This window comes from Neobacillus sp. SAB-20_R2A (assembly GCF_049568635.1).
In the GTDB taxonomy this organism is placed as follows: Bacteria; Bacillota; Bacilli; order Bacillales; family Cytobacillaceae; genus Neobacillus; species Neobacillus citreus.
In genome coordinates this window covers 3,044,312-3,066,134 of record NZ_CP145895.1, presented here as the reverse complement: position 1 = coordinate 3,066,134, position 21,823 = coordinate 3,044,312, and the positions used below count along the sequence as shown (strand labels likewise).

At 38.3% G+C, this 21,823-nt stretch carries 19 protein-coding genes, 1 tRNA gene, 1 other RNA gene, 1 pseudogene and 1 riboswitch; of the genes and pseudogenes, 16 read left to right on the top strand and 6 right to left on the bottom strand.

Annotation, left to right across the window (positions count from 1 at the left end):
* Positions 1–7 precede the first annotated feature (7 nt).
* The 5 genes and pseudogenes from V5M37_RS14940 to V5M37_RS14920 all read left to right on the top strand — a co-directional run bounded on the left by V5M37_RS14940 (position 8) and on the right by V5M37_RS14920 (position 4,196).
* A tRNA-Asn gene (locus V5M37_RS14940) sits at positions 8–79 on the top strand.
* Positions 79–163: signal recognition particle sRNA small type (gene ffs, locus V5M37_RS14935), an RNA gene on the top strand. The genes V5M37_RS14940 and ffs overlap by 1 nt, the downstream gene beginning before the upstream one ends.
* Positions 164–464: 301 nt before the next feature.
* Positions 465–1,976: a spore germination protein gene (locus tag V5M37_RS14930; protein WP_423797983.1), complete on the top strand. Its 1,512-nt coding sequence runs from the start codon at positions 465–467 to the stop codon at positions 1,974–1,976.
* Positions 1,963–3,063 carry a Ger(x)C family spore germination protein gene (locus tag V5M37_RS14925; protein WP_423797982.1) on the top strand — a complete coding sequence of 367 codons (1,101 nt, stop codon included), beginning with the start codon at positions 1,963–1,965 and terminating at the stop codon, positions 3,061–3,063. The genes V5M37_RS14930 and V5M37_RS14925 overlap by 14 nt, the downstream gene beginning before the upstream one ends.
* An 11-nt stretch (positions 3,064–3,074) precedes the next feature.
* Positions 3,075–4,196: pseudogene (locus V5M37_RS14920) on the top strand (GerAB/ArcD/ProY family transporter).
* 260 nt (positions 4,197–4,456) lie between these two features.
* Here the strand turns inward: V5M37_RS14920 and V5M37_RS14915 are convergent.
* From V5M37_RS14915 to V5M37_RS14905, 3 genes are all read right to left on the bottom strand, one after another.
* Positions 4,457–5,023: a MerR family transcriptional regulator gene (locus tag V5M37_RS14915; protein WP_423797981.1), complete on the bottom strand. Its 567-nt coding sequence runs from the start codon at positions 5,021–5,023 to the stop codon at positions 4,457–4,459.
* 374 nt (positions 5,024–5,397) lie between these two features.
* Entirely contained in the window at positions 5,398–6,087 is a 690-nt protein-coding gene (locus V5M37_RS14910) for a cell wall hydrolase (protein ID WP_423797980.1), read from the bottom strand.
* A gap of 334 nt (positions 6,088–6,421) precedes the next feature.
* Positions 6,422–8,251 (bottom strand): glycosyl hydrolase family 28 protein, encoded by a 1,830-nt coding sequence (locus V5M37_RS14905; protein ID WP_423797979.1) that lies wholly within the window; start codon positions 8,249–8,251, stop codon positions 6,422–6,424.
* Between the two features lie 493 nt (positions 8,252–8,744).
* On the opposite strand from V5M37_RS14905, the gene V5M37_RS14900 reads away from it, so the two are divergent.
* From V5M37_RS14900 to V5M37_RS14870, 7 genes are all read left to right on the top strand, one after another.
* Positions 8,745–9,509, top strand: coding sequence for an SIR2 family NAD-dependent protein deacylase (locus V5M37_RS14900; protein WP_423797978.1), 765 nt, complete (start codon positions 8,745–8,747; stop codon positions 9,507–9,509).
* A 34-nt stretch (positions 9,510–9,543) separates the two neighbouring features.
* A complete protein-coding gene (locus V5M37_RS14895) occupies positions 9,544–10,314 on the top strand; it encodes a TatD family hydrolase (protein WP_423797977.1) in 771 nt (256 codons plus the stop codon).
* Between the two features lie 198 nt (positions 10,315–10,512).
* A complete protein-coding gene (gene spxA / locus V5M37_RS14890) occupies positions 10,513–10,911 on the top strand; it encodes a transcriptional regulator SpxA (RefSeq protein ID WP_423797976.1) in 399 nt (132 codons plus the stop codon).
* A gap of 17 nt (positions 10,912–10,928) precedes the next feature.
* Positions 10,929–11,063 (top strand): BA3454 family stress response protein, encoded by a 135-nt coding sequence (locus V5M37_RS14885; protein WP_378581904.1) that lies wholly within the window; start codon positions 10,929–10,931, stop codon positions 11,061–11,063.
* Positions 11,064–11,165: 102 nt separating this feature from the next.
* Positions 11,166–11,591: an RrF2 family transcriptional regulator gene (locus tag V5M37_RS14880; protein ID WP_423797975.1), complete on the top strand. Its 426-nt coding sequence runs from the start codon at positions 11,166–11,168 to the stop codon at positions 11,589–11,591.
* Between the two features lie 112 nt (positions 11,592–11,703).
* Entirely contained in the window at positions 11,704–12,036 is a 333-nt protein-coding gene (locus V5M37_RS14875; RefSeq protein WP_423797974.1) for an IDEAL domain-containing protein, read from the top strand.
* A gap of 285 nt (positions 12,037–12,321) precedes the next feature.
* Positions 12,322–13,551 (top strand): MFS transporter, encoded by a 1,230-nt coding sequence (locus V5M37_RS14870; RefSeq protein ID WP_423797973.1) that lies wholly within the window; start codon positions 12,322–12,324, stop codon positions 13,549–13,551.
* 49 nt (positions 13,552–13,600) lie between these two features.
* Here V5M37_RS14870 and V5M37_RS14865 read toward each other — a convergent pair whose 3' ends face one another.
* The gene (locus V5M37_RS14865; RefSeq protein ID WP_423797972.1) at positions 13,601–15,265 is read right to left on the bottom strand and encodes a long-chain fatty acid--CoA ligase; all 1,665 of its coding nucleotides are present in this window, start codon (positions 15,263–15,265) and stop codon (positions 13,601–13,603) included.
* Positions 15,266–15,638: 373 nt separating this feature from the next.
* Here V5M37_RS14865 and V5M37_RS14860 point away from each other — a divergent pair, with 373 nt between their 5' ends.
* Positions 15,639–16,583, top strand: coding sequence for a phosphotriesterase family protein (locus V5M37_RS14860; RefSeq protein WP_423797971.1), 945 nt, complete (start codon positions 15,639–15,641; stop codon positions 16,581–16,583).
* Between the two features lie 54 nt (positions 16,584–16,637).
* Here V5M37_RS14860 and V5M37_RS14855 read toward each other — a convergent pair whose 3' ends face one another.
* Positions 16,638–17,876 (bottom strand): multidrug effflux MFS transporter, encoded by a 1,239-nt coding sequence (locus tag V5M37_RS14855; RefSeq protein WP_423797970.1) that lies wholly within the window; start codon positions 17,874–17,876, stop codon positions 16,638–16,640.
* A 188-nt stretch (positions 17,877–18,064) separates the two neighbouring features.
* Positions 18,065–19,192, bottom strand: a complete 1,128-nt coding sequence (locus tag V5M37_RS14850; RefSeq protein ID WP_423797969.1) for a 5-methyltetrahydropteroyltriglutamate--homocysteine S-methyltransferase — start codon at positions 19,190–19,192, stop codon at positions 18,065–18,067.
* Between the two features lie 80 nt (positions 19,193–19,272).
* A riboswitch (SAM riboswitch) is annotated at positions 19,273–19,371 on the bottom strand.
* A gap of 211 nt (positions 19,372–19,582) precedes the next feature.
* On the opposite strand from V5M37_RS14850, the gene V5M37_RS14845 reads away from it, so the two are divergent.
* The 3 genes from V5M37_RS14845 (at position 19,583) to V5M37_RS14835 (ending at position 21,729) form a co-directional block, all read left to right on the top strand.
* On the top strand, positions 19,583–20,200 hold the full coding sequence (locus V5M37_RS14845) for a peroxiredoxin (RefSeq protein WP_423797968.1): 618 nt from the start codon (positions 19,583–19,585) through the stop codon (positions 20,198–20,200).
* Between the two features lie 211 nt (positions 20,201–20,411).
* Complete coding sequence (locus tag V5M37_RS14840) at positions 20,412–20,615, top strand: hypothetical protein (protein ID WP_423797967.1); 204 nt, start codon at positions 20,412–20,414, stop codon at positions 20,613–20,615.
* Positions 20,616–20,769: 154 nt separating this feature from the next.
* A complete protein-coding gene (locus V5M37_RS14835; RefSeq protein ID WP_423797966.1) occupies positions 20,770–21,729 on the top strand; it encodes an aldolase catalytic domain-containing protein in 960 nt (319 codons plus the stop codon).
* Positions 21,730–21,823 lie beyond the last annotated feature (94 nt).

Sequence of the window (21,823 nt, the reverse complement as noted above, 5' to 3'; positions counted from 1 at the left end):
TTATTATTCCGCAGTAGCTCAGTGGTAGAGCTATCGGCTGTTAACCGATCGGTCGTAGGTTCGAGTCCTACCTGCGGAGTCATAGTCCAACAAGGACACTAAGAAAGGGTCAGGGCGGGAACGCAGCAGCCATCATTAGTGAAATTGTGTGGGCTATTACATAGTCCAGAAATAGAAACCGCTAAACTCAATAATTATTGAGTTTAGCGGTTTTTTTGAATTAGAAACTATTTCTATCATCTCTTTTAATTAGCGGCAGTGATTGCCTTTCTTGTTTCCTCTTCTATTAAATTAATTCATTCCTCATCTTGGTTATCCAAATGTTCAATTATACTATTAGTATTTTTTATTATGGCTTAATAAGCCATGCATTGAAACTACATACGTTGGCAAAATAAGCCTATGATGATTACACTGTTTATACTAACTTAGGCTAATTCATAAAAAATAGTTGGTGAGAAGATATGCCTTTTAAAAACTCAAATCGCAAAGATAAAAATAAAAAAAAAACTGAAATAAAGTCCATTGAAGATGTTTTTCAGCAGGCAAAAAAGTCAAGTGATTTTTTTCAATTTTCCCCCTTTAAGCGGGAGGATTCCCTTATTATCAGTTATTATAAGTCCATGATAGATGGTAAAGCGATTAAAGAGTTTTTGCTTCCAGTATTTAAGGAGAACGGTAAAAAAGTCAAGTCACTCCAAGAATTGGAACAATTAATTCCTTTTGAAGGGATTCAATATTCTGAAGACCCCAATGACATTGAAAAAAAGCTAATTAAAGGTTTTGTCACTGTTCAATTTAGAGATTTTAAAGAGTTACTTGTGATAGATATTCAAAATGAGGAACTTGGGTATAGAAAAAATAATGAAACCGAGAATGAATTTAGTGTGATAGGTCCCAAAGTTGGGTTTATCGAAAACATCAATGTCAATATTCATTTATTAAGGAAAAAAATTGCTGTTCCGGAATTAGTTTTTGAAGAAATAAAACTCGGTTCTCTATCTAAAACAGAAATAGCGATTGCCTATATTGAGGGGGTAACAAACCCGCAGTATATCCAGACAGTCAAGCAACGTATAAAGGATATTGATTTTGATGTCATTTTTGATAGCTCACAAATTGAACAGATTTTTTCCGATAACTCAAACACTCCTTTTCCGATATTTTTATCAACTGAAAGAATAGATCGAGTTGTTTATGCCATGATATCAGGGCAAATTGCTATATTTGCTAACGGTTCACCCTATATCGTGACAGGCCCATCTACTTTGTTGGATTTTTTTATATCTCCAGAAGATTATTATCTGTCTTGGATATTAGGTTCTTTTTTTAGGATTATCAGAATTTTAGGGGTTATTTTTTCCATGTTTTCTAGTTCGATATATGTTGCCATACTGACATTTCACTATGAGGTGATACCAGGAGATTTACTTCAACCATTAATAAGTTCAAGGGCACATGTTCCGTTTCCTCCGGTATTGGAAGCAATATTCCTGGAAATAACTATTGAACTATTACGTGAGGCAGGAGCCAGGCTCCCTACGAAGATAGGACAGACGTTAGGGATCGTAGGTGGTATTGTCATTGGACAAGCTTCTGTTGAAGCAGCTTTAACAAGTAATATCTTGCTGATTATTGTCTCATTATCCGCTCTGGCTTCATTTACAACGCCAATATATAAAATGTCTAACGCAATTCGTCTTCTGAGATTCCCTTTCATTATTTTAGCTGCTTTTTTAGGCGGATTTGGCATAGCAATTGGAGTTGTTTTTCTGCTTAGTCACCTATTAAAATTAACGTCTTTAGGGAACCCTTATATGGTTCCTCTTTATCCTTTTAGAAGGAATAGCTTTAAAGATAGTTTTATTCGAACATCATACAAGTACACTACAAATCGAAGCCGGTTTTTAAGACCTCTTTCGCTTGTTAGATATAATCCTAAAGAAAATAAGGATGATTCTAATGAATGGGCCTAATTTGAAATTTATCATTACTTTCTTAGCTGCTTTATTAACTTTGACTGCCTGTAATTATCCTAATAATAAGACCATTGATGATATCCAAATTCCTTCTGTTTTAGGATTAGATAAAGGAAAAGATCATTATATTGGAACCATTCTTTATACTGACTATACAAAAGAAGAGGAGAAGGGGGAAGTTACAACCTTAGTGGGAAATGGAAGGAATACAAGGACAATACTGGAAGAGATGGATGAGCAGTCTTCGAAGCCGGTTGAAATAGGAAAATTGAGTTTATTGTTATTTGGTAAAGAATTAGCCGAAGATGGTATCGCTTATTTTGTAAAAACTATTTGCAGAGACCCGCTGGTAGGAAGCAATATGTATGTGGCTGTCTCCGAAGGTCAATCAGGTGAGTTATTAAAGAACAGTAAAAGTAACAGTAGTGACCATATCGTTAAATTAATTGAGCATAGATATGAAAAGGGTGAGTTACCTCTTCCGAATATGCATAGTTTTTTATTTGATTATTACGGCGAAGGAAGAGATAATGCCATACCAATCTTAAAAGTAAACTCCGTTGGTAAAATAACCACTGGCGGATTAGCGATATTTAAAAACGATAAGTTAATAACAACCATCGATAAAAAAGAAACGTTCTTATATAAAATATTAAAAGGGAGGAAGATAAGTGGAGAAAGTATATTTGACGTAAAGAAGGAAGAAAGAAAAGGATCAATTGTCTTTACTGTTTTATATGGTGAGATTAGAAAAAGATTTGATAGAAATTCATCAATACCAAAGATTCATTTTCATATGGAGTTACAAGGTATGGTGAAAGACTATCCTACTTGGTTAGACCTAAGGGCAGATCAAAATAAATATATGTTAAAAAAACAACTAGAAGAACAAGTAGAAAAAGAATGTAAAAAACTTCTTTATAAACTGACTGCCAATAAAGTAGATCCACTTGGTATAGGTGATTTGGTAAGGGCCAAAACTAGAGATTGGGATGAAAAAGAATTTTATGAAAAAATATATCCGAATGTTCAATATGATATTGACCTAAATATCGAATTAACTCGGGCAGGTATTGGGGAGTAAGGTGGAGGATTATGGGCAAGGAATTAAAGGAAAGTTTAACAGTCTCTCCCTTTTTTTTATTTTTTCTTATCCATGGGGCACAAACGGGTGTAGGTTTACTTGGATTTCAAGGCAAGATATTTAGAGGTGCGGAACAAGATGCATGGGTGTCAATCCTTTTGATGGGAGCGGCTTTTCATTTTGTTGGTGTGTTAATATATTTTTTATTAAAGCATGCCAGAAACGGAGATATCATGTCGCTACAAAAAGAATTGTTTGGCAGATGGGTGGGGAATATATTAAATCTCCTTCTATTTAGTTACTGTATATTAATCGTATCTATTGTCATCAGGTCCTACTTAGAGGTGTTAATGACATGGGTTTTTCCAAGTACTCCAATATGAATATTATCTTTCATTCTTTTAATTGTAATTGTTAATATCGTTAAAGGCGGGTTTCGAGTTATTACCGGAATATGCTTTTGGGGAGTAATCTTACCAAGCTTTTTAATCCTTTCATTGTATTATCCAATTAAGTACGCTAATTGGTTAAACTTATTACCGCTATTTAATCATGGGATCCATGATTATTTTGTTTCCGGGAAGGAATGTATGCTAAGTTTTCTTGGTCCGGAATTCTTGCTTATTTATTATCCATATATCAAAGATAACTTTAATTCTCAAAAGTGGTTTCACTTGGGTATAGGTTACTCGACCTTGTTATATGTTCTAGTAGCCATATTTACATTTGTTTACTTTAGCCATGGGCAACTTTTACATACAGTTTGGCCAACTTTAATTATGACGAAAATAATTCGTTTCCCGTTTATTGAAAGGTTTGAATATGTTTATATTTTTACTTGGCTTTTGGTCTTTTTACCTACATGCTGTTTAGCAGTTTGGGGGGGAGTGCGAATTCTTAAAGAGTCTATTGGAATAAAGCCGAATATAACCATTTGGGTTTCAGTCATACTTGTGCAAATTATTGTTTCACTCTGTAATGATACTTTAGAGGTCAACAAAGTGGAGTCCATACTACTTTTATTTAGTTCTATTTTTCTTTTTACTTATTTACCCGTATTAAGCATTTGGGTTTTTATAAGAAATAAATTTAAAAAAACAAATAAAGAGATAACAAATCTAAAACCTAGTTAAAATGAACGTTCAAAAATTATTGTATTTTCCTTCTATATAAATAGTACCTGTATTAAAAAAGCTAACCCACATTCTACTAGCTTAAATTATAAATGAACATGCTTCTTTCTTTATTATATGATAAGGAGATTTAAGCTTATTAGAAATTAAACAAACAAATACTTTAAAACAACTTTTTGCTCTAAATTCCTATGAAAACTTAACCATAAAAAACCCCCTAAGCTGGATTATTAGTCCAACTCAAGGGGGCCATTTCAGGTTTAGCTTTTTTTGAATATAAACCAATTCCACCATTTCTTATGACTGGCAGCAGCAATTTGCATTCTTGTTTCCTCTTCTATGTTTCTAATACGGTCAGACTCCAGATGATCTATACGTTCTACATGCCTTAAAATTTGATTAATCTTTTCCTCTTGGTAAGCTTCCCGTACAGCCTTTTCCTTCAAGAGCTTGATTAAATCCAAGTTTATTTGCTCTAAATGTTCTATGCGTTCCATTAATTCTTCATGGTTACAATTGTGCTCCACAACTTGGTCGCTAGTAATTTGTATGGGTTCTTCTTCCGTAACAGAGCATCTGTTATTTTTTTCAGAAACCAATTTCAATACTGCTTCAGCAGACTTTTCCATTGTCATACCCTCATGTTTGCTGAATTCCATTAATTTGCGGAATGTATGAACATCCTTCTCAAAATAAACTCTATGTCCTCGATTATTTCGGTGAACATGATACCCATGCCCTTCGAGGAGAGTGGCGTACTTCCTTAAAGTACTGGCATCTATTTCAAATAATTTCTGTACATCACTAGGTGAATATATTTCCGTCATTCATTTCACCTCTATTAAATACATTTGTAAATTATACTGTAATAGCCCGATGTTATTTTATAAATAGGTTAAAAGCGAATGAAATTAGCCATCCTAGTGCAAGAAAAACTGATAGATATGTACCTAAACCAACTAAAATCTCTGCCATGATTCCTACTCCTTTAATTCGGGCTTTGGTTTCAATTTCTTCAATACAATGTCATTATAGCAGGGGATTTTTTAAAATTTGTCGAAACTAGGGAGGTTAATCAATTTGTAAAAAGACTGTTAACTTTTTTTAATAATAGTTGGGTATAAAACAGGTATAATGATGTGAAAAATCCACCCTAAAGTTTATTAACGATTAGGTGGATTCAACGACTAGCATTTTTATCTTATTTTGCGAATACATGATGGCCAATTGTCCTAACGACTGAACGAGTACGAATCCATTTATCCGTGGCAATGGCTGGGTTATAAAAATAAATGGAATCACTCAACCGATCCTTTCTCGTCAATGCCTCTTCGACTGCTCTTCTGGACTCATCTGATGCTGGCTTCCTAATCTCGCCATTTTGAACAGGAGAAAAGGCATAGGCATGTCCAACTACCTGATTAATAACGCCTGTCACCGTCTTAGGGAAACGTGGTGATTCCACTCGATTTAATACAACGGTGGCAACGGCTACTTTTCCTTGATAGGGTTCACCTTTTGCTTCGGCCTCTACTAATCTGGCAAATAAGTCTTTTTCGTTATTGGAAATGGAAATGGCCGGTGTTTCCGGTGCTTTTTCAGGTGGCATCTGCCTCGTAATCCCAATTTCCGGTTTTGTTGAGTGAAGGGTTACTTCTACTTGTTTTTCCGGCTTTTGCTTGATTTCTTCTGTATTAATTTGATTGTATTTGCTAGGTTTGTCTTGCTGACCATTCTCGGCAATACCACCATATTTTTGCTCAAGGTTTATGGAGCTATTTTCTGTTACGGCTCGATCTTCGGAAATAGCCTCGGCATTTTTACTTATTCCAATAAATGAACTTGCTGCTACACAAGCTACAATTAGTGATTTTATGTATGTTTTTTTCATCTGTGCTACCTCCTGAATTTTTGCTTTATATTACTCTACCATTGGATGGTATTTAATTTACAGAACGATAGCGTTACATTTCTTTTTAGTTTGATGAACAAAATGTCAGAAAATAATCAATTGTGACATGATGCCTAGTTTGGTGTCACAATCCAACCAATATTACGAAACATAGGAATATCTATCCAAAAACTATAAAGATTCAATATATATACAAGTGGTTATAAACAGGCGGAATGAATTATTCGAAAAAGATAGAAGGGGGGAGAGGGAGCTGTATCATCAAAAAAAAGCATCAGTAGTTTCTACTGATGCTAGTATTTTTACATATTCCTTAATTTTTTGGTGGTGTTACTGGCCAGTCGGTATCTAGAAGTTTTTCTCCATCAACTGTGAGATTTTGGTATATGCTGTTAGGCTGGAACATAATACCGTTATTGATGTTGACATTCTTCATTGTAATGTTTCTTACATATTGGAAATACAATGGTTTGTCAGCATGCACGGTGACGTTCTCCAATGTTAGGCCATCAACAGGGCTTTCATATAGTCCCTGGAAGAAGGAAGCTTCTTGAGCACCCTCAGCGGTAATATTTTTGATCGTAATATTTTTAATGTAAGGTGTCGTTTCATCGATTACACCAGTGAATGGCAGTGGAGTGCCGTTAGATGTATAGTTAGAGTTAATATTAAATACATCGCCTGCAATATCTTTCATCATGATGTTATCAAATGTTAGATTTTCAATGGTACCGCCACGTCCGCGAAGAGTTTTCATACGAATACCAATGTCGGTTCCATCGAAAATGTCATCTCTTGCTACAACATTTTTAACGCCGCCAGACATTTCACTACCGATTGTAACGCCGCCATGACCATGCTTCATAATGTTGTTGCGGATTTCGATGTTTTGGCTTGGTTTGCCAGTTTGACGACCTTCAGCATCTTTACCTGATTTAATCGCGATCGCATCATCACCAACATTAAATGTTGAACCAAAAATCTTTAATCCATCAACGGAGTCTGGGTCAACGCCATCTGTGTTGGGTGCATCAACTGGGACAGCTGGATTTTCAACGTGTACACTATCAATGACCACATTGTTGCTGTATAACGGCTGGATTGTCCAAGATGGTGAATTCTGAATCTTTAGACCTTGAAGAAGGACATTTTCTGAATCCTTGAATTGAACCAATCTTGGGCGAGCAGTTTGAGTTGCAGGATTGGTCGCTTTTGGATTATCCCACCACAATCCCATATTAAAGTAAACAGTTTGCTTACCCTCTGCGTTCGGATCATATTTACCATTGTTATAGTCATATGTTCCATCAAGGGTTACTTTTTTGTAAGGATAACCGAATTCATCGGTTCCATTCGAATCCATAGCCTTGATTGGACCTGCATTTCCATCAACTGTACCTTCGCCGATGACTTTAAGATTTTTAGCACCTTGTGATGCAATCAAGCTTTGGTAGGAGTGGAATGTAGTTCCTTCCCATCGGTCTTGGATCACTGGGTAGTCATCTTTGTCGCGACTTCCAAGAAGCGTTGCATCTTTTTGAATCTCAAATGTCATATTGCTTTTTAAACTTAGCGGAGCAGAATAATAGGTTCCTGCAGGGAGGATAACAACACTGTTAGGACTTGCGGAAGCTGCATCAATCGCTGCTTGAATGGCAGCGGAATCTTTTGTTACACCGTCACCCTTTGCGCCAAAATCCTTAACATTAAATACTTCGCCTAATACATCAGTTTTAATATTAACGTGAGCGCTTTCGTTTGAATGATTACCTGCCGCATCTTTTGCCACAACTTTGAAACTATACATCTTATTCGGCTTTAAGTCTTTTACGGTAAAGTTTGACATAGCAATTCCATATTCATTTGGTGTTGAACTTCCAGCGTATTTACCATTTACATAGACATCATAAGCTGTTATTCCCGTATTGTCAGTAGACCTATCCCAGATTAGACTTACAGATTTATAGGTTGTTGCATACGCATAAACATTGATAGGGGCTGTTGGTGCTTGTTTGTCAACTGAAACTTGAGCATTTGAATTTGCGGGTGTTGTTGCTGCAAATGCACCAAATGGGGCAATCACGGAACAGCCTAGAGCAAGGCCTAGTGCTCCAGTTAGATAGGTTTTTTTACCGAATTTCATAGATTATACCCTCCTAATTTTTAGTAGTTTGAATGAAACTGCTTACAATTTTAGGTGTTACAAATTCTTTATTTGCTGGGTATTACCGTTCGAAAAAATAAAAACGTTTTCATTCTTAGGTATCCTAGTTTTTTAGTCTCGATGCACCATCCTTTTTTCTAATTTTAACGTTAACATTTTATAACAGCACTAATAATTTATAGTTTTTTAAATTTCTATCTCAAAAAATGTTAACGTTAACATTTTTTCTAATATTTATTTTACTATTCAGATAAGATTTATAAAAGTGACCAAATCACTATCTGTATACAGCGTTGAAAATAGTGAAATAGTCTCGCTTTTCTTCTTTGTTAGTTCGTTTTATAGGGAATTTGATGGATTATTGTTTTTATTTTCAGATAATTGGAAAGGAAGAGATGAAAACTTTGTATTATAATGATAATAATTATAGGAACAACCTTTAATGAACATCTGAAAGTGAGGTTTATCTGGAATGGAAAGTAACATAGAAACCTGCACCAACCTTCTTAGGGAAGCACGAAACATTGTCGTCCTGAGCGGTTCTGGGATCAGCACGGAATCGGGAATCAAGGATTTTCGATCCAAAACTGGTGTATACCAAATGGCCCCAGAATATATCCTGTCACTTGATTATTTTTACAAAAACCCGAAAGATTTTTATCAGTTTGCTTTTGAAAATCTATTTCATCCGGATGCCATCCCAAATAAAGGCCACGAAATACTGGCAAAATGGGAGGGACAAGGCAATGTTCAGTACATTATTACTCAAAATATCGATGGCCTTCACCAGAAAGCCGGCAGCGAAAACGTCATCGAGTTTCACGGAACAATGAAAACCGCATCTTGTTTGAATTGTGGAAAAATCTATCCTTCCTCGGAAATGGAATCTCGTTTTGAGACAATGGAGGATTTTTTTGTATGCAGCGATTGCGAAACAAAGAGTGAAAAAGACCGCTATATCAAGCCTAATGTTGTTTTGTTCGGAGATACAGGTGAATGGTGTACAGTAGAAGGATTTAATGCTGTCATCCAACTTATTGATCAGGCAGATGCCATTTTGGTATTGGGCACAAGTCTTCAAGTGACGCCTTTTTCAACCTTTCCACAGTACAGGAGAAAGGGCGTACCGCTGATTATTATCAATAAAGGCGGAACACCTTATGATCGTGGAGAGGGAGCATATGTCATTCATGATTCGATTGGAAAAACATTGTCCCTAATTGACGAAAGTTTATGATGAACCAAATCCTTTCCAGGAAGTGTGATAACGAATGAAATTGATTGATGCCCACCTCCATTTAGATAAATATAAAAATAAAGAAATTGACTCTATTCTTGTTGGAACAGAATGGCTTGAAGCAGTCGTGGCCGTGTCATTTGATCTTGATTCATGCAAGCGAAACCTTCAATTATCAAAAAAGTACAAAAAAGTAAAGCCCGCATTTGGTTTTCATCCCGAGCAAGATCTGCCAAGCGAAGCTGACATTAGCAGCCTGATTGACTGGATGACGCTGCATCGGGCGGAAATGATTGCTTTCGGCGAGGTAGGGTTGCCGTACTATTTAAAGCAGGAAGAAAAGGTATCCAGTGTACAGATTGGCCAATATATTGAACTCCTTGAGACGTTCTTGAAGCTGGCCAGGAATTGGGAAAAACCAATTGTTTTGCATGCCGTTTATGATGATGCACCAATTGTTTGTGATCTTTTAGAAAAACATTCAGTCGAAAAGGCACATTTTCATTGGTTCAAAGGGGACGATAAAACGATAACGAGAATGATTGAAAATGGTTATTTTATTTCCGTTACACCCGAGATTGTCTATAAGGAAAAAATTAAAAAGATAGCTCAGATTTACCCGTTAGCGCAAATGATGGTCGAAACAGACGGTCCATGGCCATTCGAAGGTCCATTTTCAGGCAAAATGACACACCCCGCCATGATGAAGGAATCAATCTCCATGCTGGCAAAAATAAAAAATCAATCGGAAACAGAAATATCGGAACGAGTTTTGAAAAACACAAAAGAATTTTACAGTATTTAGAGGCATGGGGACGGTTCTCGTGCCTCAAAAATGAATGATGCATAAGAAGATTAGCCCTGCATTTTAAAAAAAATGATGCATAAGAACCGTCCCCATGCATCATAATATGGTTGACAAAATCAACTGTAAATATTAATATTACAGTATAAACTGTAAGGATTTTTATTACATTTTTTTATTAAAGGAGTGATTAGTGGTATGGTGACATTGTTTACGACACCGAGTTGTACTTCTTGCCGTAAAGCAAAGGCTTGGTTTGATGAGCATCAGATTGACTATAAAGAAAGAAATGTATTGGCTCAGCCGCTTTCCGTAGATGAAATTAAATCGATTCTTCGTTTGACTGAAGAGGGGACCAGCGAAATCATTTCAACTAATTCAAAGACATTCCAGGAGTTAAATATAGATCTTGATACGCTTCCGCTCAATGAATTCTATAAATTAATAATTGAAAACCCGAAAATGCTGCGTCGGCCAATTATATTGGATGAAAAACGATTACAGGTTGGATATAACGAGGAAGAAATTCGCAGCTTTCTGCCGCGCAGGGTTCGTTCATTTTTGAGCATGGAATTGCAAAAAGCGGCAAATCAATAGAATGGAGGAAGAATAAGATGATTGAAGTTTTCGTAACAGTTCATTATAAAGATAGAAATTATCATACCAATGTTATTGTGGAAAAAGAAATGAAATGGGACAGAATTAAAAAGTTAGCAGAAGAACAAGTTAAAAAACAGTGGAATGTTTAAATTTGACAAGCTAATCTGTAACGTTTACTATTACAGTACAATAATTTATTTAAAATAAGACATAGAAATAGAAAGATTAGCATTTTTTGAGGAGGCCAGGTTATGAACAGCGATTTTACACTTGCTATACACAGTCTAACATATCTCGCACTACAGCCTGACCGAATGTCAACAAGTGAAGCCATTTCAGAAAGTGCCGGTGTCCACCCGGTTCGGATTCGTAAAGTCCTAAGTTTGTTGAAAAAAAATGGATTTATAAAATCAAAAGAGGGAATTGGCGGCGGATTTATTTTTGCACTGGATTTAAGTGAAGTTACTCTCTGGGATATTTATAAAATTACCTCTGAAGGTGCTTTGCAGCCTAAGTGTCCAGATTCCAATGAAAAGTGTATAGTGGGTGCGAATATGCATACAGTCCTGTTTAAAATATTCTTGGGTGCTGAAGAACATCTTGGGGAGTATTTAAAGGACTATACGATAAAGGAAATCGTCGATCTAATTAATCAATGCAAAGGCTGTGATTGTTGATTTTCTTAAGGTTTCTTTTTGTTGAAAGTGTAATAAAAAACATTACAGATTACGTATCCTAAATGGCTGCAAATTCATACAATACATTAAAATAATTTGGAGGTGACCAGTTATGGGGCCGAACGATCGTTTTAGTTTAAAAACAGGTGATTGGATTAAGGGAACTTCATGGGGTGGTGAATTAATCCTTGGTTTTATAGAATCAATGGATATTCTAGAAGGAGTGGTTAAAGTAACGGTCATTAGAAGTGACAATACGGAGACCATTGGAAAAACCATTCCGATTTTAAGCAAACAGGTGAAGAAATTGCCTGTCTCAACAGCCACAAATAAGGAGCAAACTAGATTCCTAATAGACCTGGCATTGTCTACAGGTGATGAAGAGTGGTTTATGGAGCTGTCTGCCAAGTTAAACGAAATGAAACAGCTTGTAAGCAGTGAATAATGATACAAAACTAGATTCTTATAATAAAATAACATCCGTTTATTAATAAAAACCTTCTCATTTATATTCCGAGAAGGTTTTTTCAATTTGTTAAGGGACAATAGTAGCAAACCTATCCTTATAAATTCTGTTGTTGTCAAAAATTTTATATGTTATATTATCGGTTCAGTGAGGACTATGAGATGATTGCAATAGCAGATTAGTAGCCTAAGTCTTGGACTTGATCTCATGATGAATGGGACAAACAATTAAAGTTCATTTGAACACAATAAAAGAGGTTTAAACATGATAACATTCCTTTTAATTATCATTTATTTGGCTTTTATTAGCTTAGGTTTACCTGACTCATTGTTAGGGGCTGCGTGGCCGGTCATGCAATTAGATTTAGGGGCCCGTCTTGATACAGCTGGATTTCTTTTTATGACGATTGCGGGCGGTACGATTATCTCAAGTTTAGTTAGCGGAAAGGTACTGAAACGGTTCGGGACTGGAAAAGTCACATTTGTCAGTGTCTTCATGACAGCTTGTGCTTTGCTGGGTTTTCATTTTGCACCATCGGTTTTTTGGCTATTGGTATGTGCCATACCACTTGGATTAGGGGCAGGAGCAGTTGATGCAGGATTAAACGATTATGTGGCAACACATTATAAGGCACACCATATGAGCTGGCTCCATTGTTTTTGGGGAGTCGGAGCCACTCTTGGCCCAATCATAATGGCTCAGTCTATTTCGGGCCAAAATTCTTGGAGAAACGGATATTTCACTATTTCTGGAATTCAGTTTGCGTTAGTGATCATCCTTTTCCTTACTTTGCCTTTATGGAATAGAGTGACAAAAAACAGCAATATTGCAGTAAATGAAGATCACGAAGATACATCTTTTGATGACGATGGTAAGGATATAAAACCTTTACAAATTAAAGGAGTGAAATTGGCTCTCGCATCCTTTTTGTTTTATTGTGGGGTTGAAGCATCAGTGGGTCTTTGGGGAAGCAGTTACTTGGTAAATGTCAAAGGGATAAGTGCGACCGCTGCTGCCCAATGGGTTTCCCTCTATTACGCAGGAATAACGATTGGTAGATTGATAACAGGCTTTATTACCTTTAAGATTAGTAATCTCACTCTTATTCGGATAGGGCAAATCATCGCATTAGTCGGTGCTGTATTTCTTTTCCTGCCATTGTCAACGATTTTTTCGCTTGTGGGTTTTATATTGATTGGATTGGGATTGGCGCCGATCTTTCCGTGTATGTTACATGAAACACCAACACGTTTTGGGAAGACGCATTCCCAGACGATTATGGGTTATCAAATGGCTGTTGCCTATTCAGGCAGTACCTTTGTGCCGCCGCTTCTTGGTTTCATGGCATCTCAATCAACAGTAGGGATCTTCCCAATTTGCATTGTTATTTTTGTGGCAGTCCTGCTCTTTAGTTCAGAAAAATTAAATGCCTTATTGAAAAAGGAAGGATTTTATAAAAAGGAAAGACACCAGTTCAATATAACAAGAAAATGACGTATGCCAATTTTGATCATACGTCATTTCTTATGTCGTTTAGCTAAACCTATTTCACTTTTTCTTCTTCCATCTCCTGCAGCTTCCTCCATAGGATCTTCCCGCTGCCTGACATCGGCAGTTCATCTAAAAATTGAACAATCCTCGGAACTTTATAGGCGGCCATATGCTCTTTGGACCACGCGATAATTTCCTCTTCCGAAGTTCCTTTTCCTTGTGAGTTCAGCACGATAAACGCCTTTACGGTCTCGCCGCGTCTTGGGTCGGGAACACCGATGACACAGGCATTCTGAACGGAAGGGTGCTTATACAAAGTATTTTCCACTTCCGCAGGCCATACCTTGAAACCGGAGGCATTGATCATCCGTTTGACCCGGTCAACCAGGAAGAAATAGCCTTCTTCATCATAGCGGCCGATGTCGCCTGTTCTGAAAAATTCCTTCCCTTCAATCGTTATAAAGGAATTCTTGGTTTCCTCAGGTCTGTTCCAGTAGCCTTTTAAGACTTGGGGACCATTGACAATGATTTCCCCCTGTACATTTGGACCCTGCTCCTTTAACGAGACCGGATCAATCACTCTAGCATCCACATCAAACTGCGGCACTCCCAAGCACTGCATCTTCGGCCGGCCAACTGGATTTTGATGCGTTTGTGAAATGGTCTCGGTTAGCCCGTAGCCTTCTACATAGCGAAGCCCTGTCAGCTCTAAAAGCTTTTGGCCGACTGCTTCTGGAAGGGGAGCACCGCCGCCGCTAATCATCTTCAGGGAATCGATTGAATAGTCTTTGAGATTTGGGTGCGCCAATAAATCAACGACCATCGTTGAAATGTTCGTCCATCTTGTGCACCGATAGCGATCAATCAATTTTAAAGCAACATCCCGGTCCCAGCGCGTCATCATCACCATCGTGGAACCAAGAGAGATCGGTCCATTCATGTTATGCTGCAGTCCGGTCACATGAAAAAGGGGAAGCGTTGACAAACCAATATCAGCCGCTGTTGACTGCGACCATACAATTCCGCCTAGAAGAGTAGATTGCAAGGTTTTATGTGTGTGCATGCAGCCTTTTGGCTTGCCGGTCGTTCCTGAAGTATAAGGGAGGCAGCATAAATCATCGCATGTTGCCTTGCTAGGATCAGCTTCTAAGCCTGCTGTTAATGCTTCATTCCAATCAATTATCGCTAATGATTCAAATCTTTCCTTTGGAGCAGCCACGGAAGGAGGGACCGTGTAGTCCAAATCAGTTTGGGCATAGTCCGAATAGGCTGCAACAATAATCCGCTCAAGAGGAGTGAATTTAATACACGGCTCAATTTCCCGAATTAATTCTTGCCCCACAATCGCCACTTTGGCATCACAATCTGATAAATAAAACGCCACTTCATCCTTCACATTCATTGGATTAATTGGCACTACGACAGCGTCCGCCCGTAATATCGCGTAAAAGGCGATAATATACTGTGGTGAATTTTGCATGTACAGCATTACGCGGTCGCCTTTTGCTACACCAAGCTCTTTCTGCAGATATCCTGCTAGTTTATTAACTTCTGTGTGTAGTTGTTTATAGGTGATTTCTGTTCCGTAAAAAATAATTGCCGTCTTATTCGGATAACGCTTTGTCGTCATTTCCAGATTGTCGTAAATGGTTGATTCAGGGATCGGTAAAGTTTTCGGCAGCCGTTCTGGCCAGAATTCAAAATGACGTGTAAACATTGAACAAATCACCACCAAATAGATTTTTTTAAACACTCTGCTTCTGCTGAAATCGGTTACAGTTATAATAATAATACAACGAATACAGAATATTCTAGTAATTAAGTGAATTTTTTCTGCAAGAAATAATAATTTACAAGAATACAAGGTTGACCTGGGATTTTTTACAAAAAAATTGACATTAAAGGATGAGGCTTGGTACTATATCTATCAGATAATTCATAATCTTTTAAAAGTTGATGAATGAGATTAGCAACAAATATGCATTTTTTATGCGCTAATATGAAAACGTTAACATTTGTTGTGCTCGAGACTTAGGTTAGGGATTATTTTTTAATTTTTCAATGGACCGAGGGTGAAAGGGGAGTATGGAATGACACTTATTAATTCTGTTACAGGACAAGTTGATTCTGCCGAACTGGGTTTAACGCTAATCCATGAGCACATGCGTATTCGCTCTGAGTCTGTTTTCGTGCAGTTTCCCCATTTGTATGATGAGGAGAAAGACTTCGCTAGAGCAGTGGTACAAGTGAATAAAGCAAAAGCACTCGGTGTGAAAACCGTCTGTGATCCAACCGTCATGGAACTTGGCCGTGACATCCGCTTTATTGAGAGAGTCTCCCGCGAAACGGGGGTTCAAATCATCGCCGCAACTGGAATCTACTCCTATCACTATATCCCACCACATTTCCAAAACCGCGACATCGACTATATGGCTGATTTGTTTGTCCGAGATATTGAAGTCGGAATTCAAAACACATCCATTAAAGCAGGGTTCTTAAAATGTGCCACGGATACACAAGGGGTCACCCCTGATGTTGAGAAGGTTATCCGCGCCGTTGCCCGTGCTCAAAAGCGGACAGGTGTACCGATTATGACACATTCTCATCCAGGAACCGGCACCGGCTTAAACCAAATTGATATCCTTCTTGAAGAGGGAGTGGATTCAAAGCGGATTCTGATCGGGCATACCGGAGATACCGATAACATGGAGTACATATTGAAGGTGCTGGACCATGGAGTATTTATCGGCATGGACCGTTATGGCTTAACTGCTGAGTGTACAACGGAAAATAGAAACACAACCGTTATCGAACTCGCGAAGCAAGGCTATGCAGACCGCATGTTTTTATCACAGGATCACTGCTGCTCGATGGATTGGTATCCTGAGGGACTAATTGAGCATGTGCTCCCGAAATGGACGATGACTTTTGTGCTTGAAGAAATTATCCCAGAATTGAAAGCGAGTGGAGTAACGGAGGAACAAATTAACCTTATGATGGTTGATAACGCCCGCCGCTGGTTTGAGGGGAAATAGAAAAAAAGACCACCTTCCATCGTTACAAATGGAAGGTGGATTTTTCAGGAGGGTTTAAATTGAACCCCTTACTCGGTTTCTCTTTACTAGAATCCAATACAATAACACCGCTCCACAACCGGCACATAAAATTACTACGCCCATCGGAATGGCTGTCTGCCCGCCGCCTATACCAACGAGGGGAGCGACAAATCCACCAAAGGTAAAGGAAGTAACACCCAGCAAGGCAGAAGCACTTCCCGCATTTTTTCCTTGTGTTTGCATAGCTAAGGAGAATCCTGCTGTATTTACCATTCCTACACTGGATACAACGAAAAACAATGGAATCAAAACCAAAATTAGCTTTGCCTGTAAAAATATAAGAAGGAGTAAAATGATTCCGCCTGTTGCGGACATTCCCAATCCGAATTGGAACAGTTTAGCTTCAGGGATTCTCCCTGCCAACCTGCCTGTTGTTTGACTCATGATCATAATCCCGATCGCGTTGATCGCAAAGATCATGCTAAACATTTGCGGGGAGGCACCATAAATATCCTGTACGACAAAGGGAGAACCTGAAATGTACGCGAACATGCCAGCAAAGACTAAGCCCTGTGCTAAAGCATAACCCATAAAGCTTCGATCCATGATTAGTTTTAAAAAAGGTCTAAATGTATTCTTCATGCCTCCAGCCGAACGCATTTCTTTAGGCAGCGTTTCAGGCAAACCAAAAAGAATGACAAAAAACATTACGATTCCAATGATACTTAAAACAATAAAGACACCTTGCCATGGAAATGCCTTAAGCAGCTGCGCACCAATAATCGGAGCGAGGATCGGGGCCAGCCCGTTCACCAATGCAAGAAGTGCAAAAAACTTGGTTAATTCAGTTCCTGAATATAAATCTCTGACAATCGCCCTTGAGATGACAATTCCTGCTGATCCGGCAAAGCCCTGGATGAGCCGTAAGATAATCAATCCCCAAATGGAAGGGCTAAATACGCATAAAAGGGACACGATAAAGTAAATCATTAAGCCGACTAAAAGTGGTTTTCGGCGGCCGGTTACATCACTGATAGGTCCGGTGAGCAGTTGCCCTGATGCTAAACCGAGCACGAAAAGCGACAGGCTGAGTTGAACAGAAGAGGCGTTTGTATGGAAATCTTTTGCGATATTCGGCAGGGCCGGTAAATACATATCAATGGATAAAGGGCCGAATGCTGCAAGTGAACCGAGAACAATCGCCATCCATACTCGTTTTGAACGAGAAAGCACTGCTTGATGATCCTCTGCCTTTTGTATGAAATCCCCCATATAGTAAGTCATTCCTCCAGTTATGTAAATCCAATCTAGTTACCTCAGATTTTATCATTCTATGTTAACAGATTATTCAATATTTAGGAATTCTTTAAAGTAGAAACATACAACCAATTTCAGAAACGATTAAATTGAAAAAGGCCACCTTCCATCATAGAAATGGAAGGCGGCCTCTCCTAATGGGATTAAATGGTTCCCCAAACATCCTTAGCAATAGTCACTACATGTTTAATCTTATTCCACTGCTCTTCTTCCGTTAAAATATTTCCTTCTTCTGTGCTAGCAAAGCCGCATTGAGGGCTTACTGCCAGGTTTTCTAAAGGAATAAATTGACTTGCTTCTTTAATTCTTGCCTTAATGGATTCTGGATCCTCGAGTTCTGGGAATTTAGATGTGAATAATCCTAGTACAACGGTTAGGTTAGGACGCTGGAAGCCTTTTAAAGGTTCGAAGTCACCAGAACGCTGATCATCATACTCTAGGAATAGCCCGTCCACATTTAGCTCAGCGAAAATGGCATCGGAAATTTGATCGTAACCGCCGCTTGTAATATAGGTGGATCTGAAGTTGCCGCGGCAAATGTGCATCGTAATTGTCATATCTTCCGGCTTATTGGCAATGGTTTCATTGATCGCACTTACTCTTGTTTTGATGATTTCATGAACATCCTTGCCAACTTTTTCTACCACTGCATTGATCCGCTCTTCTGAAACAAAATCAATCCAAGATGTGTCGTCTAATTGCAAGTAACGGCAACCAGCCTCATAGAAAGCTTGGATGGCTTTTTGATAGGCCGCTACGGTATCTTTAAAAAATTGCTCACTGTTGCCATTGTAGTACTCATCGCCTTGAATTCTCGTAAACAACATGTTCGGGCTTGGGATGGAGAACTTCGCCACTTGGCTGCCATCACCATATTTTTCAACCGCCTGCTTTAAAAATTTGAAATGTTCGAGCATATAATGATCATTAAAGTCCACTTTGCCCACTACTTTAATGGCGTTGTTTCTTGTTTGGGCGCCTTTGAAGTTGCTGATATATTCATTTTCGAAAAACGCTACACCTTCCAAACCAGCCAAGAAATCCAGATGCCACCATGAACGTCTAAACTCACCATCTGTAATGGATTTTAAGCCTGCTCCAATTTGGTTTTGAACCAATTTCTCAATTTCTTGGTCCTCAACCGCCTTCAGGGCAGCTGCATCAATTTCCCCATTGGCAAAAGCCTTTCTAGCTTCTTTAACCGGTTCTGTTCGAAGAAAGCTGCCGACATGGTCAGCTTTGAATGGAGTTTTTACTAGTGTTGCTGTCATTAATTATTCCTTCTTTCTCGGTGTAATAAAAAACCCTCTTCTCAAAAATAAGAAGAGGGTAATAGCCATTACTAAATCTCTTCTTATCTTCAAGCACTCGCTTCTGGAATTGGCACAGTACGAACGTGTCTGCTGCCGAGGCTTCAAAGGGCCAGTCCCTCCACCTCTCTTGATAAGAATATTCGAAAATATTTAATTAACAGTAAAGATACACCTGTTCAGATTTTCTGTCAACAAAAATCTACAACACTATTGTTGTGGTTGAATGGAAAAGCTATCCAAAATAGGCTCAATGGGACAAATACCTAAACATATAGTATTTATGGCAACGTATTAAAAAATGAACTGCAGCAAGGAATTAAGATTCACGTGATGATCTGAGGTGAAACAATGGAATTTAACAGGCGAGAGGGTCATTTTGATGGATCTTTGCAGCCATTTTGTGCACAGACAACGGATATGGCGCCCCTATTTGAAGCAGAAGCTTATGATCATGCAGAAAAGAAAATAAAAAAGCTTCGTCTAGAAAGCTATCGTGGAAGCTGGGTTATTTTATTTTTTTATGCAAGTGATTTTACCTTTGTTTGACCGACAGAATTGGCAGCGGTCGCTGTTATTAAGGATCAACTAAAGACACTTAATACAAATGTCCTTGCTATCAGCACGGACAGTGTGTATGCCCATAAAGTTTTCGCTGAGGTATCTCCTAATGCCTCTCAGGTATCATTTCCACTTCTAAGTGACCGAACACACCAAATCAGTAAAGCATACAGAGTCCTAAATGAAAAAGTTGGGGCAGCCTTAAGAGCAACCGTCATTATCGATCCAGATGGAATAATTGTATCCAAATTGGTATACCCATTAGAAGTTGGCCGAAATGTTTACGAAATACTAAGGATCATACAAGGGGTACAATACGGAAGAAGCACCGGAGAAGGAGTCCCAGCTAACTGGGTTCCCGGTAACCCAGGAATCATTAGAGACCCAAAGAATATCGGAAGAATTTGAGGCATGGGGACGGTTCTCATGCCTCATTTAGGCTTTTAAGATCCTCTACATACATCATTGATTCCTTAATTATGTCGTAATTTGTCGAAAAGTTAATAAAAATGTACGCGTTTTCACCTGATATGATAGTTTCTATACAAATATTCTAAATATTCACCCCTTTGTGACTACCCAGGAAAAATGGATAGATCGGTCTGTCAGGAGGTATAAAATGTGCCAGGAACACAGAAATAAAAATGTAGAAGTAAATTTTGAAATACCCGAAAACATAATCCAAAGTTTTAGAGATGCTGTTGAAAAAAATGGAAAGTCTATGAATGACGTGCTTAGGTTATATATGCAAAAATACATTTGGAAACAAAGTGAATTACAAAGAAATAGACAAATGCGACGTCAAAGTATTGGAGCCAAGTGATAAAATGATAGTAGTATTAATATAGAAATACTTTAACAATTTTATCAAATATTTTTAGAACGGCTGACATGTAAGTTTGACACCTTTAAAAGATTCATGGTATATATATTCAAATTATGACGAATGAGCATAACCACAGGGGGAATTTAAAATTATGGAACATCGCAGCAAAATTTTAGATTGTACGATCCGTGACGGAGGTTTAGTAAACAATTGGGATTTCAGTATCGAATTTGTCCAGGACTTGTATAATGGACTAAGTGCGGCTGGCGTTGAATATATGGAGATTGGCTACAAAAACTCCGCTAAGCTGCTGAACGCAACTGAGCCTAATCCATGGAGATTTTTAGATGATCATTTTCTGAAAGAAATCATTCCTGAGAAAAAATTCACGAAGCTATCTGCATTAGTAGATATTGGCCGTGTCGATCCCAACGATATCCTGCCTCGCGAGCAAAGTGTGTTGGATATGATTCGGGTAGCCTGCTATATCCGTGAAGTGGACAAGGGCCTGGAGCTTGTCCAAATGTTCCATGATTTAGGATATGAGACATCTCTCAATATTATGGCTTTATCTAGTGTGCCTGAACAGAAGCTTATTGAAGCCATGGAAATGGTCAAAGAAAGTCCAGTCGATGTTGTGTATATCGTGGACTCTTTTGGAAGCTTAGACCCGGCTGATATTGCACATCAAGTGAAAAAGTTTCAAGCAATGCTCCCTAACAAGCAGCTTGGTATTCATACACATAACAATTTGCAGTTAGCATTTGCTAATACCTTGACAGCACATCAAAATGGAGTTACCTTCCTGGATTCATCTGTTTACGGCATGGGACGGGCGGCAGGGAACTGCAATACAGAGCTTCTTGTCAGCTACATAAAAAAACCAAGCTATGAACTAAAACCGTTACTGGGTGTAATCGAAAAGCATATGTTAGAAATGAGAGAAAAGTGGGAATGGGGCTATATCATTCCTTATATGATCTCTGGTGTCCTTAATGAGCATCCACGGGTGGCAATGGCTTATCGAAATAGTGACGAGCGCGACCAATTCGTTGACTTCTATGACAAGGTAACAACACCTGAAGCAACTTTAGCTACAACTTCTAGGTAGTTTATTACATTTACAGCCGCCTGCGGGCGGTTCTTTTTTTGGGGATGAAAGCAACTGGGCAGAATAGTAGTGAAAACACATCGGATTTGTAATC

Coding starts and splice junctions, on each gene's coding strand:
- V5M37_RS14930 (WP_423797983.1), top strand. CDS start 465: ATGCCTTTTAAAAACTCAAATCGCAAAGATAAAAATAAAAAAAAAACT.
- V5M37_RS14925 (WP_423797982.1), top strand. CDS start 1,963: ATGAATGGGCCTAATTTGAAATTTATCATTACTTTCTTAGCTGCTTTA.
- V5M37_RS14915 (WP_423797981.1), bottom strand. CDS start 5,023: ATGACGGAAATATATTCACCTAGTGATGTACAGAAATTATTTGAAATA.
- V5M37_RS14910 (WP_423797980.1), bottom strand. CDS start 6,087: ATGAAAAAAACATACATAAAATCACTAATTGTAGCTTGTGTAGCAGCA.
- V5M37_RS14905 (WP_423797979.1), bottom strand. CDS start 8,251: ATGAAATTCGGTAAAAAAACCTATCTAACTGGAGCACTAGGCCTTGCT.
- V5M37_RS14900 (WP_423797978.1), top strand. CDS start 8,745: ATGGAAAGTAACATAGAAACCTGCACCAACCTTCTTAGGGAAGCACGA.
- V5M37_RS14895 (WP_423797977.1), top strand. CDS start 9,544: ATGAAATTGATTGATGCCCACCTCCATTTAGATAAATATAAAAATAAA.
- spxA (WP_423797976.1), top strand. CDS start 10,513: ATGGTGACATTGTTTACGACACCGAGTTGTACTTCTTGCCGTAAAGCA.
- V5M37_RS14885 (WP_378581904.1), top strand. CDS start 10,929: ATGATTGAAGTTTTCGTAACAGTTCATTATAAAGATAGAAATTATCAT.
- V5M37_RS14880 (WP_423797975.1), top strand. CDS start 11,166: ATGAACAGCGATTTTACACTTGCTATACACAGTCTAACATATCTCGCA.
- V5M37_RS14875 (WP_423797974.1), top strand. CDS start 11,704: ATGGGGCCGAACGATCGTTTTAGTTTAAAAACAGGTGATTGGATTAAG.
- V5M37_RS14870 (WP_423797973.1), top strand. CDS start 12,322: ATGATAACATTCCTTTTAATTATCATTTATTTGGCTTTTATTAGCTTA.
- V5M37_RS14865 (WP_423797972.1), bottom strand. CDS start 15,265: ATGTTTACACGTCATTTTGAATTCTGGCCAGAACGGCTGCCGAAAACT.
- V5M37_RS14860 (WP_423797971.1), top strand. CDS start 15,639: ATGACACTTATTAATTCTGTTACAGGACAAGTTGATTCTGCCGAACTG.
- V5M37_RS14855 (WP_423797970.1), bottom strand. CDS start 17,876: ATGGGGGATTTCATACAAAAGGCAGAGGATCATCAAGCAGTGCTTTCT.
- V5M37_RS14850 (WP_423797969.1), bottom strand. CDS start 19,192: ATGACAGCAACACTAGTAAAAACTCCATTCAAAGCTGACCATGTCGGC.
- V5M37_RS14840 (WP_423797967.1), top strand. CDS start 20,412: ATGTGCCAGGAACACAGAAATAAAAATGTAGAAGTAAATTTTGAAATA.
- V5M37_RS14835 (WP_423797966.1), top strand. CDS start 20,770: ATGGAACATCGCAGCAAAATTTTAGATTGTACGATCCGTGACGGAGGT.